This is a genomic window from Dyella sp. (assembly GCF_035486915.1).
Lineage (GTDB): Bacteria > Pseudomonadota > Gammaproteobacteria > Xanthomonadales > Rhodanobacteraceae > Dyella_B.
The window spans coordinates 1-24,664 of the sequence record NZ_DATHMR010000169.1 but is presented as its reverse complement, the minus strand read 5'-3'; the positions used below and the strand labels follow the sequence as shown (position 1 = coordinate 24,664).

At 58.2% G+C, this 24,664-nt stretch carries 26 protein-coding genes, 1 tRNA gene and 1 riboswitch; of the genes, 19 read left to right on the top strand and 8 right to left on the bottom strand.

Translation table 11 applies throughout. From position 1 onward, the window contains the following. Positions 1-17: 17 nt before the first annotated feature. A complete protein-coding gene (locus tag VK725_RS13625; RefSeq protein ID WP_325318600.1) occupies positions 18-350 on the bottom strand; it encodes a lipid-A-disaccharide synthase N-terminal domain-containing protein in 333 nt (110 codons plus the stop codon). Positions 351-486: 136 nt separating this feature from the next. On the opposite strand from VK725_RS13625, the gene VK725_RS13620 reads away from it, so the two are divergent. Further along, a tRNA-Val gene (locus tag VK725_RS13620) sits at positions 487-561 on the top strand. 113 nt (positions 562-674) lie between these two features. On the opposite strand, the gene VK725_RS13615 is transcribed toward VK725_RS13620, so the two are convergent. Continuing rightward, positions 675-890 carry a hypothetical protein gene (locus tag VK725_RS13615; protein WP_325318599.1) on the bottom strand — a complete coding sequence of 72 codons (216 nt, stop codon included), beginning with the start codon at positions 888-890 and terminating at the stop codon, positions 675-677. A 259-nt stretch (positions 891-1,149) separates the two neighbouring features. Here VK725_RS13615 and VK725_RS13610 point away from each other — a divergent pair, with 259 nt between their 5' ends. Both VK725_RS13610 and VK725_RS13605 read left to right on the top strand, forming a co-directional pair. Beyond that, entirely contained in the window at positions 1,150-3,051 is a 1,902-nt protein-coding gene (locus VK725_RS13610; protein WP_325318598.1) for a KUP/HAK/KT family potassium transporter, read from the top strand. A gap of 116 nt (positions 3,052-3,167) precedes the next feature. Further along, a complete protein-coding gene (locus tag VK725_RS13605; protein WP_325318597.1) occupies positions 3,168-3,350 on the top strand; it encodes a hypothetical protein in 183 nt (60 codons plus the stop codon). 146 nt (positions 3,351-3,496) lie between these two features. Here the strand turns inward: VK725_RS13605 and VK725_RS13600 are convergent, their stop codons facing one another. Both VK725_RS13600 and VK725_RS13595 read right to left on the bottom strand, forming a co-directional pair. Beyond that, positions 3,497-5,362, bottom strand: coding sequence for a CHASE3 domain-containing protein (locus VK725_RS13600; RefSeq protein ID WP_325318596.1), 1,866 nt, complete (start codon positions 5,360-5,362; stop codon positions 3,497-3,499). Positions 5,363-5,484: 122 nt separating this feature from the next. Then, positions 5,485-5,835, bottom strand: a complete 351-nt coding sequence (locus VK725_RS13595) for a response regulator (RefSeq protein WP_325318595.1) — start codon at positions 5,833-5,835, stop codon at positions 5,485-5,487. Positions 5,836-6,878: 1,043 nt separating this feature from the next. Here VK725_RS13595 and VK725_RS13590 point away from each other — a divergent pair. From VK725_RS13590 to VK725_RS13580, 3 genes are all read left to right on the top strand, one after another. Then, positions 6,879-7,286, top strand: a complete 408-nt coding sequence (locus VK725_RS13590; RefSeq protein WP_325318594.1) for a hypothetical protein — start codon at positions 6,879-6,881, stop codon at positions 7,284-7,286. A gap of 168 nt (positions 7,287-7,454) precedes the next feature. After that, positions 7,455-8,438, top strand: a complete 984-nt coding sequence (gene ligD / locus VK725_RS13585; RefSeq protein WP_325318593.1) for a non-homologous end-joining DNA ligase — start codon at positions 7,455-7,457, stop codon at positions 8,436-8,438. Between the two features lie 46 nt (positions 8,439-8,484). Next, positions 8,485-8,673, top strand: a complete 189-nt coding sequence (locus VK725_RS13580; RefSeq protein ID WP_325318592.1) for a hypothetical protein — start codon at positions 8,485-8,487, stop codon at positions 8,671-8,673. Positions 8,674-8,696: 23 nt separating this feature from the next. Here VK725_RS13580 and VK725_RS13575 read toward each other — a convergent pair whose 3' ends face one another. Then, positions 8,697-9,203, bottom strand: coding sequence for a DUF6496 domain-containing protein (locus VK725_RS13575; RefSeq protein ID WP_325318591.1), 507 nt, complete (start codon positions 9,201-9,203; stop codon positions 8,697-8,699). 431 nt (positions 9,204-9,634) lie between these two features. Next, entirely contained in the window at positions 9,635-10,156 is a 522-nt protein-coding gene (locus VK725_RS13570; RefSeq protein ID WP_325318590.1) for a DUF4142 domain-containing protein, read from the bottom strand. Between the two features lie 155 nt (positions 10,157-10,311). On the opposite strand from VK725_RS13570, the gene VK725_RS13565 reads away from it, so the two are divergent. Next, a complete protein-coding gene (locus tag VK725_RS13565) occupies positions 10,312-10,812 on the top strand; it encodes a hypothetical protein (protein WP_325318589.1) in 501 nt (166 codons plus the stop codon). A 16-nt stretch (positions 10,813-10,828) separates the two neighbouring features. Here the strand turns inward: VK725_RS13565 and VK725_RS13560 are convergent, their stop codons facing one another. Both VK725_RS13560 and VK725_RS13555 read right to left on the bottom strand, forming a co-directional pair. After that, on the bottom strand, positions 10,829-12,310 hold the full coding sequence (locus tag VK725_RS13560; protein ID WP_414648506.1) for a glycine betaine ABC transporter substrate-binding protein: 1,482 nt from the start codon (positions 12,308-12,310) through the stop codon (positions 10,829-10,831). Then, the gene (locus tag VK725_RS13555; RefSeq protein WP_325318588.1) at positions 12,307-13,080 is read right to left on the bottom strand and encodes an ATP-binding cassette domain-containing protein; all 774 of its coding nucleotides are present in this window, start codon (positions 13,078-13,080) and stop codon (positions 12,307-12,309) included. The genes VK725_RS13560 and VK725_RS13555 overlap by 4 nt, the downstream gene beginning before the upstream one ends. Positions 13,081-13,252: 172 nt before the next feature. Continuing rightward, positions 13,253-13,390: riboswitch (molybdenum cofactor riboswitch) on the top strand. Here VK725_RS13555 and moaA point away from each other — a divergent pair. The 12 genes from moaA to VK725_RS13495 all read left to right on the top strand — a co-directional run. Then, complete coding sequence (gene moaA / locus VK725_RS13550; protein ID WP_325318587.1) at positions 13,383-14,366, top strand: GTP 3',8-cyclase MoaA; 984 nt, start codon at positions 13,383-13,385, stop codon at positions 14,364-14,366. (Overlaps the previous riboswitch by 8 nt.) 3 nt (positions 14,367-14,369) lie before the next feature. After that, positions 14,370-15,371, top strand: a complete 1,002-nt coding sequence (moaCB, locus tag VK725_RS13545) for a bifunctional molybdenum cofactor biosynthesis protein MoaC/MoaB (protein WP_325318586.1) — start codon at positions 14,370-14,372, stop codon at positions 15,369-15,371. After that, positions 15,368-16,621, top strand: coding sequence for a gephyrin-like molybdotransferase Glp (gene glp / locus VK725_RS13540; protein ID WP_325318585.1), 1,254 nt, complete (start codon positions 15,368-15,370; stop codon positions 16,619-16,621). Before moaCB ends, glp begins: the two co-directional genes overlap by 4 nt. Further along, a complete protein-coding gene (locus tag VK725_RS13535; protein WP_325318584.1) occupies positions 16,618-16,878 on the top strand; it encodes a MoaD/ThiS family protein in 261 nt (86 codons plus the stop codon). The genes glp and VK725_RS13535 overlap by 4 nt, the downstream gene beginning before the upstream one ends. Positions 16,879-16,880: 2 nt before the next feature. After that, the gene (locus VK725_RS13530; RefSeq protein ID WP_325318583.1) at positions 16,881-17,390 is read left to right on the top strand and encodes a molybdenum cofactor biosynthesis protein MoaE; all 510 of its coding nucleotides are present in this window, start codon (positions 16,881-16,883) and stop codon (positions 17,388-17,390) included. Beyond that, positions 17,374-17,940, top strand: a complete 567-nt coding sequence (gene mobA, locus VK725_RS13525) for a molybdenum cofactor guanylyltransferase (RefSeq protein WP_325318582.1) — start codon at positions 17,374-17,376, stop codon at positions 17,938-17,940. The genes VK725_RS13530 and mobA overlap by 17 nt, the downstream gene beginning before the upstream one ends. After that, positions 17,937-18,293: a hypothetical protein gene (locus VK725_RS13520; RefSeq protein WP_325318581.1), complete on the top strand. Its 357-nt coding sequence runs from the start codon at positions 17,937-17,939 to the stop codon at positions 18,291-18,293. The genes mobA and VK725_RS13520 overlap by 4 nt, the downstream gene beginning before the upstream one ends. After that, positions 18,290-19,204 (top strand): extracellular solute-binding protein, encoded by a 915-nt coding sequence (locus VK725_RS13515; protein WP_325318580.1) that lies wholly within the window; start codon positions 18,290-18,292, stop codon positions 19,202-19,204. The genes VK725_RS13520 and VK725_RS13515 overlap by 4 nt, the downstream gene beginning before the upstream one ends. Continuing rightward, positions 19,201-19,974, top strand: coding sequence for an ABC transporter permease subunit (locus VK725_RS13510; protein WP_325318579.1), 774 nt, complete (start codon positions 19,201-19,203; stop codon positions 19,972-19,974). The genes VK725_RS13515 and VK725_RS13510 overlap by 4 nt, the downstream gene beginning before the upstream one ends. Then, positions 19,974-20,963 carry an ABC transporter ATP-binding protein gene (locus VK725_RS13505; protein WP_325318578.1) on the top strand — a complete coding sequence of 330 codons (990 nt, stop codon included), beginning with the start codon at positions 19,974-19,976 and terminating at the stop codon, positions 20,961-20,963. Before VK725_RS13510 ends, VK725_RS13505 begins: the two co-directional genes overlap by 1 nt. A 295-nt stretch (positions 20,964-21,258) precedes the next feature. Continuing rightward, positions 21,259-23,589, top strand: a complete 2,331-nt coding sequence (locus tag VK725_RS13500) for a type VI secretion system tip protein VgrG (protein ID WP_325318577.1) — start codon at positions 21,259-21,261, stop codon at positions 23,587-23,589. A 44-nt stretch (positions 23,590-23,633) separates the two neighbouring features. After that, the coding region (locus tag VK725_RS13495; RefSeq protein ID WP_325318576.1) for a LysM peptidoglycan-binding domain-containing protein at positions 23,634-24,664 on the top strand (1,031 nt) is incomplete at its 3' end.

The window sequence follows — 24,664 nt, the reverse complement described above, 5'->3', positions numbered from 1 at the left end:
TGGTGTTTGTCGCCAATTCAGGCGATCTTGTCACCCGTAAGATTGTTCTTGTGGTGCCGCATGTGCACGAACAGGTTGTAAACCGACACGAACACCGGGAAGAAATTGGAAAGGATGCCCACCGAGTCGTTCTTGCCGAAGACGAAATACGCCAGCAGCAGCGCGCTACCCGTCACCGACATCCACCAGAACGACAGCGGCATCACGACCCGCTTGTGTTTGCGCGTGTAGTACAACTGCACAAACCAGCGGCCGGTAAACATCAGCGTTCCGACGTAGCCAACCACCTTCCAGGGCGTGATCTGAAAGTGCTGCAGAGACTGCAAAATGTGAGAAAGATCGAAATGCATGGGAAGGCTGCTTGGCGAGAGGGGAACGGGACATTCTAGCCGCCCCAGGACCTCTGAAGCGCCGCCCCGGAAACGTCCCGGGCGCCCCGGAGGTTGACCGAAACCCTTCCAATCCGTATAGTTTCGCGTTCCCGGCGGGCGGTTAGCTCAGCGGTAGAGCACTGCCTTCACACGGCAGGTGTCACAAGTTCGATCCTTGTACCGCCCACCAACCCATTCAAAGACTTAGGCCACCTCACACGGGTGGCCTTTTTCGTGAAGTAGGGCGGCTTATTTCCCCATCATCGCGCAGCTCTCACGTTCTGACTTTCTCCGGCTGCTTGACTAGGTAAGCATGCATCTGGGCCGTCTGTGCTTGCCATTGTCGATCATCGCTGAAGTGATCGATAGAGCAGTAAGCGTGTCGTAGACATCCGGAAGGTTGCGATCCATCAGGTTGCATGCGCGCACGATATAACCGTTCGGATATCCCGGATGGCGCTTGATCAAGATATCGGCTAGCGCTTCGGCGTTATCGGGTTGATGTCCGGCTGGTTGCACACATCGCCTAGTTGAGCCATCGCCAGCTGTTCAAGCGATTGGTCATCAAGCGATCAATACAGCCTGAACACGCAAAGCCAGCACGAGCGCGTTCATTTCACAACGGTTTCAACGATTCGCTCATGGAATAGCCCGTGACAAGCGTGATCGCTGAATAACCCGATGACGTCGTTCGAATCGGCACACCGCATTCACGTAAGCAGTGAGAGCCTCTTTTTACGCAAGACGCTCTATCACCTTATTTTCGATGGCGGTCCTTATGGCCAGTCGCTCGACCAAGGGCAAGGAAAAAGAGGATGCGAAAAAGCCTCCTCTTCCATTGCTTGCGCTTGCTGCCATCGGAGTGGTTTTCGGCGACATCGCGACAAGTCCGCTCTATGCACTACAGGAGGGCTTCGACGAGCAGGGTGTAAAACCCACGCCCGATAACGTGCTTGGTCTGCTCTCCTTGTGCACGTATGCGCTGCTTTTGGTCGTTACCGGAAAGTACGTGCTGTTTGTGATGCGTGCCGACAATCACGGCGAAGGCGGCATGATGGCGCTTGGAGCGCTCGCTCGCGGCGCGATGCGCAATCGCGGGCGTTTGACCTGGTTGATCATCATGATTGGCTTAACGGGTGTCGCGCTGTTTTTTGGCGACAGCGTCATTACCCCTGCCATTTCAGTGTTGTCGGCTGTCGAAGGCCTGCAGTTGGCGACAGCCGTGTTCAAGCCATGGATATCGCCCATTTCCGCAGCCATTCTGATCGGCCTTTTTCTTATTCAAAAAAGGGGTAGCTCGTTACTCGGCCATCTTTTTGGCCCGGTGATGACGCTGTGGCTTCTTGCTGCCGCCGCATTGGGCATATCCGGTATTTTGCGCAATCCGCATGTTCTGGTTGCTGTGAATCCCGGCTACGCCGCGCTCTACATGTTGCATAACGGTTTCAAGGGTTTTGCTTCGCTTGGCGCCGTTGTGCTGGTGCTTACAGGTGTCGAAGCGCTTTACGCGGACATTGGACACTTCGGCACAAAGCCGATTCGCCTCGCATGGTTCACTGTCGCGCTACCGGCACTCTTGCTCAATTATTTTGGCCAGGGCGCACTGTTGCTTAAGAATCCGGACGCCGCTCAACGCCCCTTCTACATGCTTGTGCCACACACATTGCTTTACCCCATGATCGTGCTGGCGACATGCGCGACCGTCATCGCATCGCAAGCCGTGGTTTCGGGCACGTTTTCGATGATTCACCAAGGCATCCAACTGGGCTATTTGCCGCGGACACTGGTTTTGCATACCTCGAAAAAGATGGAGGGTCAGGTGTATGTGCCTGCAATCAACTACATGCTGCTCTTCGCCGTACTGGCGGCAGTATTGATATTCCGCTCTTCCGATAACCTGGGTGGCGCGTACGGCATCGCCGTGAGTGGCACGATGTTGCTCACCACCATCCTGCTGATGGTAGTGGCCCGTCACAATTGGCACTGGAACGCGTTTCAGCTGATCGCGTTTGGCACCGTCTACATCGTTATTGACGGGGCATTCTTTTCAGCAAACATGCTCAAACTGACCAAGGGCGGTTGGTTTCCCTTAGTGCTGGCCGCGTTTGCATTGCTGATCATGACCACCTGGTATCGCGGTCGTGAACTCTTGCGGCAGCGGTTGCACAAGGAAGGCGAAAAAATCAGCGACCTCATCGTAAAGGCCAAATCGGATCCGCCGCTGCGCGCGCAAGGCACAGCCGTTTTCTTTACGACGAGCTCCGAATGGGTGCCGCAAGCCTTGTCGAAAAATCTCAAACACAACCAGGTTCTGCACGAGCGAAATGTGTTGCTGCACGTGGATGACAGCGGCGATACCTCACACGTGGCCGAAGAAGACCGCTATGAAGTCAAGGATCTCGGAGAAGGCTTCTACTGGATTGCGCTGCGCTTTGGCTTTTCCGAAACCATGAACGTTCCAGAACATCTCAAGGCACTCGACATTGAACCGAGCCTTGATCCCGACCGACTGACGTACTTTCTTAGCCATGACGAAATCGTTGCATCGGATAGAGACAAAATGTCTCACTGGCGCAAGGCCTTATTCGCTTACCTGACACGGACATCGATGCCTGCCATTAGCTACTACGGCATGTCGCCAAAACAACTCGTTGAAATTGGCACGAAGATTGATTTGTAGCGAATACGTTTTCGAAGGCGTTTTATTGACGTCGCCTACGCACCATTTTCAAACCGCGTCTGCGAAGGTATGCGATAGAAGAACGAGCCGTATCTGCGCACACTTTTGAGAACGTCATGAACATCCGACATGCCACATTGACCATTCGTCATCGCAAGAATGCCCTGTTCGAGCAGGAGCGCACTACATCGCTGGACTACGACAAGCAACGTAGCGGCGGCACGCCAAGCAAGAATGGAAAAGGAGAGAGCCCGTCATCGAAACCAAAAAAGAAAGAAATTGACGGGAAATCCAACTAAAATTCACCAGTTAAACCAAGCGAATTCAACCCGCGAGACGCCGCGCCAATCCAATCACTCAGGCATAGCAAGACATCAACTTCACACGTCATCTGTGTGTCATCGACAGTCGCAGTTCATGTACACGGACGAGAGCTGAATCGGGTTCAGGCTTTCTCGCTGACAGACGTCGAACCTTCGTCTGCAATAGCCGCCTGCAATTCGCGCCCGATATCGTCAATCGTGAAGGGCTTGGTGATAAGCCTTACGCCCGGGTCCAGCATGCCGTTGTGGACAATGGCATTACGTGTATAGCCCGTCATGAAAACGACGATCAAATTGGGATAGCTGTCCTTAATGCTGTCCAGCAGCTGCCTGCCGTTTGTCCCCGGCATCACGACATCCGTAAGCATGACGCTTATTTTCGAATCGATGGCCAGCACATCGCGTGCCGACGCAGCACTTCCGGCTTCAACCGTTTCGTAGCCTAGCTCCTGCAGCACGGAGAGAACGAACTGGCGCACGTCCATATCGTCTTCCACGACCAGCACCCTGCGACGCAGATCGGGAGGAATCATGTTCACCTTGGTTCCGACGGGCTCCTCGACAGCGTTCGATGTGTCTCTGGGCAGATAGATCTTGATCGTGGTGCCGACGCCTACTTCACTGTAGATCTTTACGTGACCGCGCGATTGTTTGGCAAAACCGTGCACCTGACTCAGGCCCAGACCCGTGCCCTGCCCCACGTCCTTGGTGGTGTAGAAGGGATCGAAAGCCCGACTCATCACATCCGGGGGCATCCCGCAGCCTGTATCCGTCACGGCGATCATGACGTACTGTCCAGGCGATACTTCGCTATGTGCATCCGTGTATTTGCGATCCAAATACGCGTTAGCGGTTTCCATGGTGAGCTTGCCCACCCCATTCATGGCGTCGCGCGAGTTGACGGCGAGATTGAGAATGGCACTTTCCAGTTGTGGCCGATCGACATACGCACGCCACAGGCCGCCGCCCTGGACGGATTCAATTTCAATGTTTTCGCCCAATGAGCGGCGAAGCATGATCGACACATCATGAACGCATTGATTGACGTCGACTGACTTCGGTTGCAATGGCTGTTGACGCGAAAAGGCCAACAAGCGTTTGGTGAGCTCTGCTGCACGCATCGCCCCTCCAAGCGCGTTATTGGCAAGCGCTGCGCAACGGACTTCGTGTTCGGGAAGTTTGCGTATCAGCATTTCCAGATTGCCGACGATGATTGCGAGCATATTGTTAAAGTCATGCGCGACACCTCCGGTCAGCTGCCCGAGCGCCTCCATTTTTTGCGATTGCCTAAGCTGCAACTCAGCGGTTTCCCGTTGCCGCATTTCTGCGCGCAGCGTCTCGTTTGCCGCCTCCATGTCGTTGGCGTAACGACGTGCTTTCTGCGCAACGGCAAAAGCCAGGACACCGGCAAGCAACGTCATCACGATCATGACTACTGTCAAAACCGTTCGCTGCACCTGCGCCGCCACGCTGCGCTGACGAAGCGCACCGAGTTCGGTCTGATCAAAATCTCGCACGACCAGCCTGATACGGTCCATCTGATTGCGGCCCAGATTGGACTTCACCATGCCCATAGCCGCAACGGGACGACCTGCCTGGCGATCTCCTATCGTGCTGGACAGCTCATCCATCTTCGCCGCAATCAACGGATACAAATCATCCAGCTGCTTCTGATGCGTCGCGCTGTTTTCAGTGATTTGTCTGAGTTGTTGCTCCTGCGTGGGCAACTGTGTTCTGGCGGTTAGAAACGGTTCGAGGTAACTGGGATCGCCTGTAAGCAGATAACCCCGTTGACCTGTTTCTGCATCCTGGACAGTACTGAACAGCTGTTGGACGGTTTGACGAACGACCATGGAGTGATCGACCCAACGGTCGGCGCTGATGCTCGCAAAGACGGCAATAACCGCCGCTACACACGCGCCGAGCAGCAGCACGAAGCCAATGACAAGCCCGAATGTTGTGCGTGCCTGTGCTGATTCGTGTCCCATATGGCGTCTTTGCGAAAAGGCTTGCTCGCGCGCAAAAGAAAACGTCGCCCTTTGCACGCATCGATCCTGCAGATCGCAATGTCCCCTATGACGAGGTGCTTCGTCGGTAATCCGTTTACCGGCTACACATAACCGGTAATGGCTTTCAGCAGCATCTGCCGATCAAACGGCTTGGGTAGATAGCGCATCCATGACTGGAAGCCATTTGCCGGTGGATTGGCATCGCCCGACATGACCACGAGCGGGCATTTGAGGCCATCCTTGTGCATGGCTTCTGCCATCTCGATACCGCTCATTCCCGCGTTGAGATTGAGATCGGTCAAGATGACGCCGATATCCGCGCGCACCGATGCCACCTGCATGGCTTGCTCGCAACTATTAGCGGCTACGACTTCGTAGCCCGCATCTTCGAGCATATACGCGGTAATTTCGAGAACGTCAGGGTTGTCCTCGACGAGCAGAACAGTCTTCATGCCATCCTCACTCGAACATGCCGATCCCGGCAACTATATGAACATTATTCGGCGCTAGTACAACAAATTGTGAATATGGATCCAGCAAAGGGAAGATAAGGCAAAACGCCGTCCCGTGATGTGAAGACCAGGTCAAGGCATGTTGCATAAATCGTCAACAGCGCAGCCCTTTCATATCGATGAGACGATGAAGTGCATAGCGTCATTCCCGCCTATAACATTTTGGTCTATGAATTGGGACGCACATATGACCAGACGCATTGGCTGGATTGTGTTCGTCAAGATTCTCATCTTGGCGTACCCGCTTTGAGGTCTCTCGGACAGACCACGCAAAGCGTTTCTCCAATGCAAAAACGCCCACCCTCTCTCCTGGAGAGGGTGGGCGCCGCCACGTCCTTTTATACCGGCAGTAGCTGTTGCGTTCGCAGGCTTAGTGGTTCATCGCTGTCGAGGACGATGCAGGAGCCTGAGTGCTGCCGGCAGGTGCCATCGCTGTATTCGACGCTGCCGGGGTGGAAGCGGTTGATGTGGGCGCTGGAGCAGGTGCCGGGGCCGGTGCAGCTGCGGTTGACGGAGAGCTTGGCGTCGAAGACGACCCGTTGCCTGAGTTCTGGCATCCACCGAGAGCCAGTCCAACACAGGCGACTGCCAAGCCGAGTACCTTGCGATTCATGAGATTTCCTCCTGACGTGACGACATGATTGTTCGCATCGAGCTAAGTGGGGTCCGTAACCGCCGTATTGGACGCAAACGCCAAACTGATTGCCCCTGCACCTCATGCTTAACGATTACAAGCCTCACAGTGACTCACTTGTAGGCAAGACCTTGTAGAGCGTTTGTCAACATTACGTTCCAAAAAGCCCTTGGAGGGCCGTAAAAACGTTACCCGCATTATATGCATCCTGCTAACTGAACAGACGCCATAGCAAGAACCCGCGGCAACGGACACGACTTTGACACACTTGGTTCATGACCACGTCATCGCATACGTGAATGATTTGTCGACGGGGTTTCAGGATGCCGCGCCTTGATGGAGAGCGGTAATGCACGTGCTGGTAGTCGAAAACGACCTGGATACGCGGGATCTTCTCTACAAAGCACTCATCGACGCGGGATACCAAGTATCCCAGGCCAAAGGGTTTTCCGAGGCTCTGCAGCTTTCTGGAAAGCATCCGGATATTGGCTTGGTCGTCGTAGACCTCCATACGTGCGTCCGTCTATCCGGCGTCGAAATGGCCGGTGAAATGCGCCAAAGACTGAACAACAGCCACTATATTCTTACGTCCAGCGACTGGGACGCCCTCGGGCCCGCATGCCCGGACGATATGACGATGTTGCGCAAACCTTACGGAAAAGTTGAATTGCTTCGTGCAGTTCGCCGCGGTGTCGCACGTCGTAACGAGAGGCGCCGCTTCAGTGTGCCCAAACGCCCGAATCGTCGCCGCGCTTAGAAAAGATTCTCGCGAACGTCACAATCAATCCGGAATAAATGAGTCTGGCCGATCTCCGGGCTATGTGGAGGTTTTCCATGGCGTGCACCGTCTGGACTGCCAAACCGGTAACACTACGGCGTCAGCTGAAGTGGTCTTCTTCGCTTACGGGCGGTGAAGGTAGTGCGCATGCTTAAGACAGCTTCAAAACCAGCGCGTACGTCGCTGCCTCGATCCGCTCCCGACACAAAGGCCCCCGGCCGGAAATCGCCTGCGCCGCGCACGACCGTTGGGTCGATAACGATCACTCATACCGAACGTGTCGTCTATCCCGGTGAATCGATAACCAAAGGCGATGTAGCGGCCTACTATCAACGCGTCATGAGATGGCTATTGCCGAATGTCGTCAAACGACCGTTGTCGGTGATTCGATGCCCGGAAGGCGCAAAAAAAACGGGCTTTTTCCAGAAACACCCCATGAGTGGACTGCATCATGTCGGCACGATTCAATTGAAGGAAGAGAAAGGCTCGCTGGCGACATACATGTACGCCAAGAACGCCGATTCCATCCTTGAGCTGGTCCAGTTCGGCGCCATGGAATTCCACGTGTGGAGCACGAGCATCGATAGCCTCGAAACAACCGATAGCGTGGTATTCGATCTGGATCCCTCGCCGCGTGTCACATGGGAGCGCATCGTTGCCGCGGCGCGATTGCTGAAAGTACATCTGGACGAGCTGGGGCTGACATCCTTTGTACGCACCAGCGGTGGCAAAGGCCTGCATGTGGTCTTGCCTGTAAATCCGGCATGTCCATGGAAATTGGCGAAAGATTTTTCGCATAGCATCGCGACCCGTATGGCAACGAGGCAGCCGCAGGAATTTGTCGATACGGCAAGCAAAGCCAAGCGCGCGGGCAAAATCTATGTGGACTATCTGCGCAATGCCCGCGGCGCCACCAGCATCGCCAACTATTCTCTGCGCGCGCGCGCAAACGCACCGGTTGCCACACCGCTTCGATGGGAAGAACTATCGAAAATAGAGGGTAGCGATGCCTTCACCATTCGCTCACTACCCAGACGCCTTTCACGATTGCGCAAGGATCCGTGGGAGAACATCGGCTCTGTAAAGCAAACGCTCAGCGCAGCCATGAAAAAGTTAGAAGTGGGAGCATAACAACCGCCATGGCGCTACCCCGTGCGCTAACAACCTGGAGACTGTCATGACACCTTTGGATAAACCGCTCAGGCGCCAGATCGACATTGAAGGTCAGGCCTATACCGTAGTGCTCGATGCCGAGGGCGTGAAGATTGTGAAGAAAGCCCACCGCAACGGTATCGAACTGCGATGGGCTGACTTGATTCGCGACAACACGTCCGACTCAACGACGGAGCATGAAACATCGCCATAACGGCATGCTCCGTAACAGTGTGTTCAACCAGCGCGTTTCGCCCTGGTTTTCGCTGCTTTTTTGGCGGCGGCAGAACGTCCCTTCGCACCCTTGGTGCGTGCGGCCTTCTTCGCCGCCGCAGAGCGCGATGCGGCCGGCCGTTTGGATGCAGCGCGCTTGGCATAAGCGGACAGTGACTCGTGCGATGCAGAGCGCGCCCCTTCCTTCCGCAATGCTTTCAAACTAGCTCTAGCACGCTTTTGCGTTGAGCGTTTTGCAGTGGTGCGCTTCGCCGAGGTTCGCTTGCGGTGCGAAGCGGATTTATTCGAACTGGCACTTTTGCGCGACGCCTTTTTTCTTGGCACGTTTACGCCGGCACGCCGCGCCTTGGACAATCCGATAGCAATGGCCTGCTCAGTCGAACGCGCGCCGTGCTTTCCTTCACGCACGTGCTCTATCTCCTCGCGCACAAATTCGCCGGCCTGAGTGCTGGCTGATTTGCCTTGACGCTTGTCCCTGGCGACCGCTTCACGTGTCTTTTTATCGGGCATGACAGCAACTCCGGCAGTTAGTCATCATCACTTTAGCTCCCGAGCGTCGATGGGCTGTCAATGAACAAGTGCGGCATGACGATGCCAAAGTCATAAACATGACTGGCTGCTGTGAAAGAACGCGAATAATCACGCGGAATTCGTGATGCCTGCACAGTACTGCGGCCAGAGTGCAGTCGTATTCACAGCTTACCGACGTCCACCTGAGATGACGAAGCCAATGGAAAGTGAAAGAGACGCTCCGATACCTGCTCCCACGCCCGATCCGGTGAAGCCTCCAACCCCTGCGCCGGAAATACCTCCGCCGGAGCCATCTAATCCAACACCGCAACGTCCGCCGATGACGGACCCAGAACCCAAGCCGCCGCCGGTGGGCGACCCGGACAACTCACCTCCCATGCCGCATGCATACGTGCATGCATGCGGCGACGTTACAGCGCATTAGCCATGGCGAGGTGGTGCTGCACGACAGGTAGCGTCTGCGCTGCAAACGACTTGATATCGCTACTGCTGCCGGAGCTGGCTTCCGATTGGAAGAGCGACACGGCCCCTTGATGGTCTTTCACCATCATCGCTGCATAGGCCTTGTCGAAATCCGTACCCTTCAATGGCTCAAGTTGCGACAGTGCCGACTCCTGTGCTTCCGTCGGCGTGCTAGAGACGTTGTAGCCGTCCTTCTTTGCCAATGCCAACAGTTCATCGTTCGCCTTAGTGTGATCGTCGATCATCGTCTTCGCAAAAGACAGAACGTCCGGCGATTGTGTGTGACTGATAGCCATGCGACTAGCGAGTATTTCCGTCTGGCCAGCGGCCGAGGCCGCCATGATGAAGCGGACATCTCGCGTTGTATGCGCAGGCACTGAATCCGTGGAATCGCTCTGTGCCCACGTGGACGAAACCATCATGAACATAAACAGTGGAGCAACGAGCATTCGTTTATTCATCGCGTTCATGATCTCATCTCCCTCGGCAATACGGCGAAGCTATCACTGCGAATGTAACGTTTGCGTATCTTGCGGAAAAGTGATGCCTCGATGCGCATCTCGCTCACGCGCGAGTTAGGTATATCCGCCTAAAGTTTCACTATCAGACGTTGTGGAGCACCATCATGGCCGAGCTCGTTGTTGCCTGCTTCGACACCCAATTCGAAGCCAATTCCGCAGCTGAAAAGCTGATCTCCCTAGGTGTTCAGCGTGAACAGATCGTGTTGACCTTCAACGAGAGCATCGGCAATTCGCCATCCAGTTCCACCGCGCCCACAACGGTCGTTTCTAAGGTGAGCCATCGTGGCAATGTCGATGCAAACGCGGCAAAGAAGAAAGAACGGCAGCCGTTTTCCGATCGATCGCCCAGCCATGTTCCCGATCCATCACTCATTGGCCATACCACCGTCGTGGTGGAGTTGCGTGGCGAAATGACGATGGACGAAGTTTGTGTGTTACTGGAGAGCGCTGGAGCAAGCAAGATCAATCACACCAACGAGCAGACCCACGTACCGGAAGACCCCGCAATGTGGCCGGCGCTTGGGCGCGCATCGCGTGAAGATATCGAACGAAGTATTCGCGCAAGCCGACGCGGCGCGGGTTTAAAGGTAACTCGCGGGCGTTAGTAGTTGGCATTCGTGATTATTGTCGTGCCTCAAGCCGCATCCCGCGTGGTGTCAGCCAGCGCTCGACACCCTCGAATAGTCCCTGCACGGCAAGTGCCATTAAAGCCGCAGGAATGGCCCCCTCGAGAATCAGTCCGATGTCATCGAGCCGGATACCGGTGACGATGGGCTGTCCGTAACCGCCTGCACCAATCAGCGCACCGAGCGTTGCGGTTCCCACGTTGATGACCGCGGCCGTTTTCACACCCGCGAGGATGGAGCGCAATGCCATGGGAAGCTCCACTTGGCGTAACCGCACGCCGCGGGGCAACCCAAGTGCCGCAGCCGATTCGCGCAGATCCGGCGGTATGCCTACGAGGCCCGTGTATGTGTTTCGCACTATGGGCAGCAAGCTGTATAGGAATAGCGCGGCAATGGCAGGCCACGTGCCGATGCCGAACAAGGGAATCATGAAGACAAACATCGCCAGCGAGGGAATCGTCTGCAGGACACCGGTCATCGCCATCACGACCTGACCTAGTCGTCGTGCACGCGCTGCAAAAACGCCCAGCGGCACGGCGAGCACAACGGCAGCGATGAGCGATACGAGCACCAGTCTTAGATGTTCCACGGTTCTCTGGAGCAATCGCGACCAAAAGCCCGCACCATCGCTGTCCGGCTGCACACCCAGAAAACCGGCCGCAACAACCGTTTCCTTTTCACCGTGCAGCTTCACCATTGCGTTCATCTGGCGCATCGCGTCTTCGTCGATGCGGCCGCTCAGCGCTTGAAGTGCCTTCACAAACGCAGGTGCGCTTTGCTCCAAGGGCAATCGATAAAGAAAAACCGCCTCGTAGTGAGGAAAGTAATGCTTGTCGTCTTCCAGCGTGCGCAAGTGGTAATAAGGAATCTCGGCGTCGGTGCTGTAAAGATCGATGGCATCCACCGCGTTGCTGGTCAGCGCACGATAGGAAAGTGCATGGTCCAGACCGCGCACCTGTGTTTGCGGAAGTCCGTAACGCTGCCGCAGACCCGGCCAACCGTCGCTGCGATCCATGAACTCATTCGAAAGGCCCAGGCGTAGATCCGGATGCGCAGGTAGATCGGATATACGCGAGACGCCCAGCTGCGCAGCACGATCCTCACGCATGCCCATGGCGTAGGTATCGTTGAAACCGAGCGAATCGGTGATACCGATCCCCAGTGGCTTCAATGCGGCACGCAAGGTCGGAATGTCCGCGTCGGGCGCGAGATTCTTCAGTAATTCGTGGGTGATCGTTCCGGTGTATTCGGGATAGGCATCTATATCGCCGTGTTGCAAAGCGCTCCACAGAATGCTGGTGCCGCCCAGTTCGCGCTTATGTTCCGCATCGACACCCGCCTGGCGCGTGGCAAGACGCGCGACTTCGCCCAGAATTACCGATTCGGTGAATGCCTTGGAGCCGATGCGTACGGGGGTCGCGCTCCAGGCTGGCGACATCGCCAGGCAAGCCAGCGCCAGAACGATCCATCGTTTCATGCCCACGGCCTCTTGAGCGTGCGCTGTGCCTGGACGAAGTGGGTGACAAACGGATCGGTTGGATGCTGCTGCAAATCCTCCAGCCGGCCGTCCTGGACGACTTTGCCGTTACGCATCAGCACCAGACGATCGGCCAGCCACGCCGCCTCGGCAACATCATGGGTCACGACGATGACGGTCTTGCCCAGCTGGTCAAAAATGGATTTCAGCTGATCCTGCAGTTCGTGCCGCACGATGGGATCGAGCGCGCCCAACGGTTCGTCGAGCAACAAGGCGTCCGGATTGAGCATCAGGCCGCGCATGAGAGCAACGCGCTGACGCTGTCCACCCGACAACTCAGCGGGATACCGTTCCAGCACGTCTTGCGCGAGATCCGTCAGCGCAGCGAGTTCCTCGGCACGACTGCGGATACGGTCCCTGCTCCATCCAAGGTGATGCGGCAACAACGCCAGATTCCCCAGCGCGGTGAGATGCGGAAACAAGCCACCTTCCTGGATGACATAGCCCGTGCGACGACGCAGTTCCAGCACCTGTGCTTTTTCGAGCACGCCACCGTCCACCTTCACGTCGCCGCGATCAGGCCATTCCAGCCCAAGCAGCAAACGCAGCAAGGTCGACTTACCGGAACCGCTGCTGCCGATCAGCGCGGTCGTGCTTCCGGATGGAAAGCTGAGCGACACGTCGTCGAGCGCCACAATCGATCCGTAGCGCTTACTGACACGATTGACCTCGAACGCTGCTTCCGTTGGCGCGTTACTGGTGTTTTGCATCCGGGTTCGTCGCAGCGGCAAAGGTTTCAATCTATCTCATCCTGCGCAATCAGCGGGTAACCCGTTATGCACCTGTTTTCATATCGCAATGCCTATGCGAATAACCGCGCATTTGTGCGATGCAGCACAGGCCGTACGCCCCGGATACAGACCCGAATCGCTACACTACGAACCGTACCTACAACTCCGAGGCGTCGTGCCTGGGTTCCTTCGGGAATACGGTTTGACGTCCGTGGTTTTCGGACCACCAGGGTAAACGTGGAAACACGTTTGCCTCCCTGCTTTGGAAAGGAGCACAGACCATGTCCCCGCTGGCTGATCGCTACGGCCGCCGGTTTCCGTATTTGCGCCTGTCGGTGATTCCTGCGTGCAACTTCCGTTGCACGTATTGTCTGCCGCAGGGCTATCACGCGAACCCGAATGCGCCACAGCCTTTGACGTTGGACGAGATCGCACGTCTGCTGCGCGGATTTACGGTGCTGGGCATGCACAAGCTGCGCATCACCGGCGGCGAGCCCAGTGTGCGCCACGATCTCACTTCCATTCTTCGCACCGCCGCTGCCGTGCCGGGCGTGACCAAGCTGGCGATGACCACCAACGGCAGTCTGCTCACGCGCCGCCTGCACGAATGGATGGATGCGGGACTCAACGCCATCAACGTAAGCGTCGATAGCCTGGACCGCGAGAAGTTTGCGCGTATCACCGGCCATAACCGTCTGGAAGATATTTTGCTTGGCATCGATATGGCGCTGGATGCGCACTTGCCGTCAGTCAAGGTCAACGCCGTGTTGTTGCGCGACGTCAACGACAACGAACTGCCGGCATGGCTTGAGTACCTGCACGATCGCCGCGTGGTCGTGCGTTTCATCGAACTGATGCAGACGGGCGATAACCTGCACTTCTTCCGTGAACACCACGTGCGCGCGACGGCGCTGGAAACGCAACTGCTGGAACGCGGATGGCAGGCGCTTGCGCGTGTCGCCGATGCAGGTCCGGCCCGCGAATACCGTCATCCCGACTATGCGGGCCGCATCGGCATCATTGCACCGTACTCGAAAGACTTCTGCTCCGGCTGCAACCGCCTGCGCGTCACCGCGACCGGCGATCTACGCCTTTGCCTATTTGGCGACTTCGGCATTCCGCTCCGTTCGTTCTTGCAGGCCGACGATCAGATCGACGATCTGGTCCGCGCCATCGGCGGCCAGATCGATCGCAAGGAACAGGGTCATTTCCTGCATGACGGCCGTACCGGCATCACTCCTCATCTTGCATCTACCGGAGGCTGACCCATGCACGAGCGCGAGGATCGCGCCCACTTTCACATGGCGGACGTGCGCCAGAAGCGAATCACCGCACGCCGCGCCGTCGCCGTTGGTGAGTTAAGCGCAGGCGTTGAGGCCTTCACGCAAATTGTCGAACGCCGCCTGCCGAAAGGCGATGCCATAACGATGGCCGAGATTGCCGGCTTGCAAGGTGCGAAGAATGCCTCGCAACTGATGCCGCTGTGCCATCCGCTGCCACTGGAATACATCAACGTGCAGTGCGAACCGATGCAGGAGCGCCATGCCATTCGCGTTTATTGCGAGGTAGCGACGTTCGCGCGTACCGGCGTGGAAATGGAAGCGCTCGCAGGCGTCAGTGCTGCGTTGCTTACCCTTTACGACTTGACCAAGCCCGTCGAACCAGCGCTATCGTTCGGTGGCGTGCGGCTACTGTTCAAGGAAGGCGGCAAGAAGGGATTGTGGCTGCATCCGGATGGCATGAACGACGCCGAGCGAGCGCGCTATCGCCCGCGCCCCACCCCACATCTGGATGGCGTACCCGCTGCAGTCATTACGCTAAGCGACCGCGCCATACGCGGTGAACACGCCGATACATCGGGGCCATTATTGGTTGAACGTTTGCGGCAACTGGGGGCACAGATCGATCACGCCGAATTGCTGGCGGACGATCCAGAGCCCCTCGCCGCACGTTTGCGTCAACTTGCCAAGACCGATGTACGACTGGTGTTGTGCACCGGCGGTACGGGACTTGGACCGCGCGATCACACACCCGAAGCGTTGTCGATCGTGGCCGATCGACATATCGATGGCATTGGCGAGCTGTTCCGCAACGAAAGCAGCCAGCACACGCCAATGGCATGGTTGAGTCGCGCCAATGCCGTGCTTATCGGCCATACGCTCGTTATTGCGCTGCCGGGAAGCTCCAAAGCTGTTGCGCAAGGCATGGACATCCTCGCACCGGTGCTTGCTCACGCGCTGAGCATGGTGGCTGGCGGAGGACATGCATGAACGGTGGCACGCTCGCCTATGAAGAGGCGCTGCGCATCGTGCTGGATGCCAGCGCTCGCATGCCGAAACAAGATTGCGCAACCTCTGCTTGTCTTGGTCGCGTGCTTGCAGAGCCCGTCGTCAGCCACGTGGAACTTCCTCCTTTCGACAACTCTGCCATGGATGGTTTTGCGTTGAGCGGCGACTCATCCGCAGTACCCGCTGGAAGCGAACTGACCATCGAAGGTGAGCAAGCCGCTGGCGATGGTGTATCGCATGCACGCGAAGGTGCTTGGGAAATCATGACCGGTGCACGCATGCCCGATGGCCTGGACCGCGTAATTCCCGTCGAACAAACCGAACGCACGGGTAATGCTCAATGCATCAAACTGCTGGCCGATGTCGAATCCGGGCAAAACGTGCGCCGTGCGGGTTCGGATGTAGGCCGCGGTGAAACCATCCTCGCTGCAGGCACGGCTCTGGCGCCGCAACATCTGATGCTGCTGGCGGCGCTTGGTATCCCCAAGGTTTCCGTCGCGACACGTCCGCGTGTCGCGGTGCTATGCACTGGACGCGAACTTGTCGATGATCCGGCAACGCCCCTGGCAGCAGGCCAGATACGCAATTCCAATGGCCCATATCTTGTCGCGCGGTTGCCGCTTTCGGGAGCGGAGGTTGTTTACGCCGAAACCGTGGGCGATGACGCAACTGCCTTTGAATCGGCGTTGCGGCGTGCGCTCGAAGCGGGTGCGCAGATCGTTGTGACGACAGGCGCGGTATCGATGGGCCGCTACGACTTCGTGCCGCAGGCGCTGGAAAACATCGGTGCGACCACGCTGTTCCACAAAGTTGCCATTCGCCCAGGGAAACCTTTGCTGTTTGCGCAATTGCCCAATAAGGCGCTTCTCTTTGGTTTGCCTGGCAACCCTATCGCCGTCGCTGTCGGGCTTCGTTTCTTTATCGAACCCGCTTTGCGCGTGATGCTAGGACTTCCTCCGGAAGCGCCACGTCGCATTCCGCTTGTTGCGTCCTACAGCAAAAAGCCTCGCTTACGCTTCCATCTCAAGACACGGCTGCACATCGATGCAGAGGGCCGTCTTGGCGCGGAAATACTTGGCGGGCAGGAGTCGTATCGCATCCGTCCGCTCGCCGACGCCAATGCATGGGCCATCGTGCCTGCAGACATCGACGCATTGCCAAAAGGTGCGCTGGTCGATGTCTATGGCCCAAGTCACTTTGAATTCCCTTTACCGTGCGAGAGCGTTGCATGAAAGTTCGCGTGACATTGTTTGGTGCATTACGCGATGCTGACCCACGCGGCTTCGTAGAGATGGATGTACCGGACCACTGCACCATCGCAACGCTGCGCGAAGCGCTGCAAAGTCACGTTCGCCATCACGCTTCATCGATCAGCGAAAACCTGATCAAACGCTCTGCCTTCGCCAGCGAGGACGAGATTCTGCACAACCATCGACACGTACCCGAACACGGCCAGGTCGCTGTGTTACCACCGGTGAGCGGAGGTTGAGCATGACCGACATCTACACCGCTGTCGTCGACATCGCGCATGCGCCGCTCAATCCCGCTTCGGCGCTTGACTTCGTCTCCGATCCACGCTTTGGCGGCATCGCCACCTTTATCGGTCGTGTGCGTCAGCACAATCATGGGCGCGTCGTCACCGGCATCACCTACGACCTGTTCGACCCGCTGGCACTGCGCATCTTTCAGGACATTGGCGAACGTGCTCGGGTCGAGGTGGGCGGCCCGCTCAAGCTGTATATCGCTCACGCGAAGGGCAGCTTGCGGATTGGCGACTTTGCCGTGGTTATCGCAGCCGCCACGGCACATCGCGATGAAGCTTTCCGCGCATGTCGCTTGGCGATCGAAGCCGTCAAGCATGAAGCGCCGATCTGGAAGCAGGAGCACTACGTGGATGGCGACAGCGCCTGGAGCGAAGGCTGCTCGCTGTGCGAGGAACATCGCGAGGCTGAGCTCGCAGCAGCACAACAACCCGGACACACGCGTGGACACGGGCACTGACGCCACGCGTTACATCGGCGTGGTACTCGCCGGCGGTCTTTCCTCGCGCATGGGTCGCGATAAAGCATTGTTGTCGTGGCAAGGCCGACCATTGATCGAGCGCCAAATCGCCGTGTTGCGCGAAGCGGGTGTCGATACCGTACAGATCAGCGGCGAACGTGCGGATTATCAAGGTATCGCCGATCCTGTCGCACATATGGGCCCCCTCGGGGGCATTGCAGGTATCGCCGCTGTCTGTGAGGACGGCGAACTGTTGATTATTCCCGTAGACATGCCGCGTTTGCAGTCGACGTTATTGCGGCGGCTTTTGATTGCGCCACCAGCTGGATGCGTGCATTTTTCAGGTCAGGTACTGCCCATGCGCTTGCGCCTGGACGACACTTGCCGTGAAGCGTTAGCGGAACTGATGCGTGACGGCGACGATCGATCACGCTCCTTGCGTGCATTGCAGGAACGCGTCGGCATCATCGAGATACCACTCAGCGAGGCCGATGCAGATCAGCTAATCGACTGCAATACCCAAGAGACATGGCGCGAGGTAAACGGATGAGAGTGCAAATGGAAGGCCAGACGCTGCGATTGCGGGTCGACGAAGCCGAGCTTGCCCGATTGCTTTCGGGGGGCTTTGCGGAAAATTGCACGCACCTTCCGGATGGCCGCATGGAGATACAACGCATTCGGCTAGCCGATGCGCTGGCGTGGCGACGCGAGGATGCCATCTGGAACATCGACATTCCAGAAGCCGACGTGCGCGCCTTGAGCGACCGACTGCCGTCGCGTGAAGGCCTACGCTTCGATCTTCGCGCCTCAACGACGCATTCCCTGGAAGTACTGTTCGACGTCGATGTGCGCGACAGTGCTCGCCGACGCTTTCATAAATCCACCGAAGGAGATGCGTCATGAGCATCGTGCAACGCACCTGGGCTTTTGTCGCTTTCGCCGTCACCCTCCTCTGTGCATCCGCCGTCGCGGCGGACAGCACGCCCGTGTTGCGCGTCGCGTACGCCGGCTCCATGGGTGTGGTGATGGATGGCGCCGTCGGCCCCACCTTCGCCAAAACGCACAACGCCACCTATCAGGGAACCGGTCAAGGTTCGTATGCGCTGGCGCACCTGCTAGCGGCGCATCAGATGCAGGCTGATGTGTTCGTCACGATTACGCCCGGTCCCATGCAGGTTCTCAAACAGGCCGGCATGGTGACCAGCGCCGTTCCTGTTGCCAGCACGCAGATGGTGGTCAGCTACAGTCCGCAAAGCCGATTCGCTGCCGATTTCGTCGCGGCATCGCAAGGAAAAAAGACGTGGTATGACGTGCTGAGCGAACCGGGTCTGCGTTTAGGCCGCACGGATCCGTCCATCGATCCACAGGGCGCCAATGTATTGCTCACCTTGCAGCTAGCGGAAGCGTATTACCACAAGCCCGGTTTGATGCACGCCATTGCCGGCGACCCACAGAACACCGCGCAAATTTTCACGGAACCGTCGCTGATGTCACGGCTGGAAGCTGGGCAAATCGACGCTTCCATCAGCTACCTCAGCGCCGCGCAGTCGCATCATCTGCCCACGATTGCCCTGCCGGATCAAGTCAATCTCGGCGACCCCGGTATGCAGGCATCGTGGTATGACCGCGCTGAGATCAAGCTGGACAATGGCAAGACCTTGCGCGTGCAGCCGTTAGTGTTCTACGCCGCGGCGTTGGGCAATGCGCAACAGCCCGAACTGGCTCGCGACTTTGTAGCGTTCCTTCAAAGTCCCGATGGGCAGAAGCTATTCCAGGATCATGGCTACAGTCCGCCGCGCGGAAACGCTTTGTGACAGATAACACCCCGCGTGCGCGTCTGCCCGCAGTCATCGGTGCATTGACACTGATCCTACTGGCTGCGCCGTTCATCGGCTTGGTGCTGGCAACACACTGGCGCAACTTCGGTTTCGCCGCGGGCGATGGCGGCGCGATTGCGATATCGCTTGTTTATAGCCTTCTCGCGCTTGTTCTGATCATCGCGCTGGGCACACCGTTGGCGTGGTGGCTCGCACGCTATCCGATCCGCGGCAAGTGGTTGATCGATGCGTTGCTGCTGCTTGCGTTGCTCACGCCACCCTTGGCGCTGGGGCTTTTACTGGCATCGATGTACGGTCCCTATGGGCCGGCAGGGAGTCTGCTGGAACGCGCCGGCCTCGTGCTGACCAATTCCGGACCTGCATTTGTCATGGCGCAGTTCTACAGCGCACTGCCCTACTATGTGATCGCCGCGCGCACCGCGTTCGAAGGTGTGCCGCGCGAACTGGAACAGATTGCACTGACCCTGGGCCATTCGCCGTGGCGAAGCTTTCTGCACGTTAGCTTGCCGTTGGCTCGCTTAGGATTGGCTGCGGCAGTGGCACTCGCCTGGGTACGCGCGCTGGGCGAATTTGGCGCGGTGTTAATCGTTGCGTATTACCCACAGGGTATTCCGGTCAAACTGTGGGTAAATCTGCAAAATATCGGTTTGAGCGCGGTCTATCCGCTGCTGTGGATTTTCTTTCTGGTTGCGATGCCGTTGCCGCTGATCCTTGGCCTCGCTGCACGCCATCGGCGCTTGATCTAATGCACATCAACTACACGATCGAGCAGCCGATTGCGTTGCAGGCGTCCTTCGACGTTGAAGGCTTTACAGTACTGCTCGGCGCAAGCGGTGAAGGCAAATCGATGTTGCTACGCGCTATCGCCGGACTAATCTCGGCAAAAGGCGAACCATTCGGCGGCCTGCCCGCGCAAGATCGCGCAGTAGGTTATCTGCCGCAAGGCTATGCGCTGTTCCCGCATCTCAATGCCTGGCAGAACGTCGCCTTTGCACTACGCGGCCCACTGCGCCGCGATCATGCTATGCAATTGCTTGAGCGTGTACATATGGCCGAATTGGCCGAACGTTATCCCGCCACGTTGTCCGGTGGACAGCAGCAACGTATCGCACTAGCACGTGCACTGGCGCGTAGACCGCAGCTGTTGTTGCTGGATGAGCCTACCTCGGCGCTGGATCCGGTCACTCGCGACGATGTCGTCGCGGAGCTGATTGCCGAGGTCCACGACTTCGGCGTTCCCGCGCTGGCGGTCAGTCATGATCCGCATCTTGCGGCGGTTGCGGATCGACTGGTGCTGATGCATGACCGACGCATCATCCAAATCGGTAAGCCGGAAGTGGTATACGCAAATCCAGCCGGTGGTGCTGCGGCACGGCTGCTTGGATATCGCAACGTGCATCGCGGGCATGTCGAGGGCACAACCAACGCCCCGCGATTGGTGTGGCCAGAGGGCGGCATTTCGTTTCCGATCGATGGCCAAGCAGCGATTGGCGCGCAAGTCGACTGGATGATCGATCCGGCAGCGATTCGCATTACTGACACACGCGATGCGCTGCCTGATGCGATTCCAGTTTCAGTTGAGGTCCGCCACGTCAACGGGCGCATCACCCAGCTTGGACTTCGTAGTGGCCAGGGACGATTGTGGGCGACGGTGCCTGATGGAATGCAGGTGCCGGAATCACCCGCTGTGTATCTATCGCCAGACGCGATTCGTTGTTGGGTACAAGACGTGTAGGCGTCGTCCCGGCGAAGCGCTTTACAGCAGCCGAAGCTGGTCAAGCCGGGATCCCGTGTCTATGGCCTTGCAGACGCTTCTAGCGAGACAACTCATCAACTGAGAGGCAAGACCATCGGTTTTAGCCGTTCACGTAATCCATTGATCGAAGTGTGCTGACGCCACGGACGCAGCAATCCTCAAGTGAGCGACATCGTCAAGTCATGCGCTTACATAAGAATCAGGCCCACAGCGACTTCTTTATCGTAAGGTCTATGGCCGAATCGCTCCCTGACACCTTCCAGGGAACGGCGTGATGTCCACGAATACCCAAGCCAGTACAGCCTATTCGATAAACATCACCGGTTCATCCGCACTGCTTTCGGTGCTCAACTTCAGCGGCAAGGAAGCGCTCAGTACGCCGTATCGCTTCGTCATCGAAGTCACGAGCCCAGTGGCTGACCTCGCCACCGCCTCCATCCTCGGCCAAGCGACCCGCTTTACCCTTCAACCGATCGATGTCGCGGCGATGTCGCTTGCCTCACTCGTAGGTGATCTGGCCAATGCGCTGGCCTCCCCGGCACCCGCACGCGTCTTCCACGGTCTCATTGTCGGGTTCGATCAGATCAGCACCTCCGCTGATCAGACGCACTACCGCTTGGTGCTGGAGCCGCGACTGGCCGATCTGTCGCGCGACATCACCAGCCGCCTGTTTCAGCAACAGAGTGCGCCGGAGATCATCGAAGCCGTATTGCGCCATGCCGGGTTCACGGCGAACGACTTTCAGTTTCGGCTGCGCGCTACCTATCCCACCCGGGAATACACGACCCAATACGAAGAAAGCTCGCTCGCCTTCCTGCAACGCCTCTGCGCCGATGAAGGACTCTGGTTCCGCTGGCTACAAACGGGGGATCATGAAGTCATCGTCTTTGGCGACGATTTGGATGCGTATGATCGCGGCGGCCTGACCGCGCCCATGCGCCCCGATGCAGGCCTGGAAAGCACCGGCATGGAGGCGATCACCTCGCTCACCCAGCAACGCCGCCGCGTCACGCAATCCGTGCGCCTGAACGACGACAACCACCGCACCGCCAGCGTCTCACTGCTGACCGACGCCAACGTCGCCCGCGATGACCGCACCACCGTGGGCACCGACTACCGCTGGGGCGAGCATCAAAACGATCCCGACGATGCCCAACGCCTTGCCCAGCTGCGTCACCAGGCACATCTCACCGAGCAAGTCGTGTATCAAGGCACCGGCAACGTACTCGGCCTCGCCACTGGCAGTGTGCTGCAACTGAGCGACAAGACCCTGCCCGATGCCCCGCATGGCCTGGCGATCACCGCCGTCACCCACGCCGCCGCGCGCGATCAGGCCTATACCAACACCTTTCACGCGATCCCGGCTGATCGTCCGTATCGCAGTCAACCGCTACCGTGGCCCTGCATTGATGGGTTTATGCCCGCACGCATCGCCTCGCCGGGGCATTACAAGTACGCCTACCTCAACGCCGACGGCGAATACCGCGTCCAATTGCCCTTTGATCTGGATAGCTGGAGCCCTGGCGGTACCAGTCGCCCGGTGCGTTTGGTCAGGCCCTATGCCGGCCTCGACTACGGCCATCACTTCCCGCTGATTGATGGGACGGAGGTCTATCTGGGCTTTACCCAAGGCGATCCGGATCGCCCCTACATTGTCGGCGCCGTACACAACAGCCAGCGCACCGACCTGGTCACCCACCAGAACAACACCCGCAACCTGATCCGCACCGCCGCGCAGAACGAACTGCGCATGGAGGATCGCGAAGGTATCGAACACATCCATCTCGCCACGCCTACCCAGAGCAGCGAACTCAATCTGGGGCATATGGTGGATGGTCAGAACCACGAACGCGGCATCGGGGCGGAATTGCGCACCGATGGGCACGCGACCATTCGTGGCGGCAAGGGCGTGTTCATCAGCGCCGATGCGCAAGCCGGTGCAAATGGCCAGCAGTTGGAGATGCAGGCAGCCATTGACCAGCTTCAGCAGCGCCTGCGCGAAGTACAGGCCATGGCCGACGTAGCCCGCATGGCCGGCGCCATCGAAGCGGATTTTCAGGCGCAACAGACGTTGTTCGACGACACGCTCAAACAGCTGCGCCAGGCCGACCTGTTGATCAGCGCCCCCGACGGCATCGGTGTGACCTCCGGCAGTCACCTGCAGATGAGTGCGAAGGAAAACCTCATCGCCACCGCGGGCGGCCATCTCGATATCGGCGTCGGCAAGACGCTCACTGTGGCGGCCGGCGAGGCGGTCTCGCTGTTCGCGCAACAGCACGGTGCCCAGTTCATCGCCGCTCAGGGCAAGGTAGATATCCAGGCGCAGAACGGCGAGATGAGTCTGGCTGCACAGAAAGATGTCACCGTCACCAGCGGCGACAAACTGCAGCTCGCCGCCGCCGAGGAAATCTGGCTTTGTGCTGGCGGCTCCTACATCAAGATCACCGCCACCGGCATCGAATCGGGCACGCCGGGCGACATCATCGAGAAGTGTGCGTACTGGGGAAGGCAAGGGCCGGCGTCGATGACGATTCCCACCAACCCCTTCGTTCACCAAGACATCCGACGTCCATCGGACGACGACGGACATATCTATTCCGTCTAACGCGCGTCACCGCAACGCTGTCACTTCTGCTACGGAAAGCCCCCATGTTGATCAGTCCGCCGTTTCTGCATCCCGACCGCACGGGCGCTGCTCACCCCGACGACGACGCCCAATTCATCGACGATGCCATGCCCAACGTCGTCGCCTACCACGGCCTCTCCGGCAACTTCCCCATCAGCTACAACCTGGGCTGGCATGGCGGGCGTCATATCGGCGCCAACCTCGACGGCACCATCGTTCCTGTCCGCGCCATCGCTGACGGCGTGCTGTGCTACCGCCGCGAACCGACGAAAAAACCCACCGACGGCGACACGCTCAAGAACCATCCGCTCAACTATCGCGGTCTCTGGACGGACGACGGTGTAGTCATCCTCCAACACACCACCGAGATCGGCGAAAGCGTCAGCGTCACGTTCTACTCCCTCTACGCGCATCTGAGCGAACTCAAGCTCACCGCCCAGCCCGGCGACCGGGTCTATCGCAAGGATGTGCTCGGTCGCGCTGGCGCGATTACCGGCCAGACCTACCGCATCCACTTTGAAATCATCGCCGATGAGGACAACCTCAAGCGTTTGATACCTGGGCCATTCAACGCTTACGACCCGTCCAAGGCTCATGGCCGCAACACCTGCGTGTGGGGCGACATCTACTTCCACGTGCCTGCCAGCCAACCGGTGTATCGCCGCAACCCGCGCGAGATCGTGCCGCAGGACTACACCATCCAAGAAACCGACACCCTCGACGGCATAGCCCAACGCTTCGGCACCACCGTCGATGTGCTGGCTCAACTCAATCGCGCTACCCATCAACGCTACCGGCCCCAGATGAGCTACGAACAGTGGTTCGCCTACCAGCGCAGCTACGTCGACACCGCCTATGCCGGCCCACATCTGCGCATCATGCAGGTGCCACAGCGCTACGACACTACCGTATCGGCCACCGAAGACCGGGGTCCCAACCCCGTACTGCACCCCTACGCCACTACCGCGCAACCGATGATCGTGGGCATGCACCTGTTCCAGGGCGGCACCTTCACCACCTATGGCGACGACGGCAGCGTGCTGGGCCTCACCCG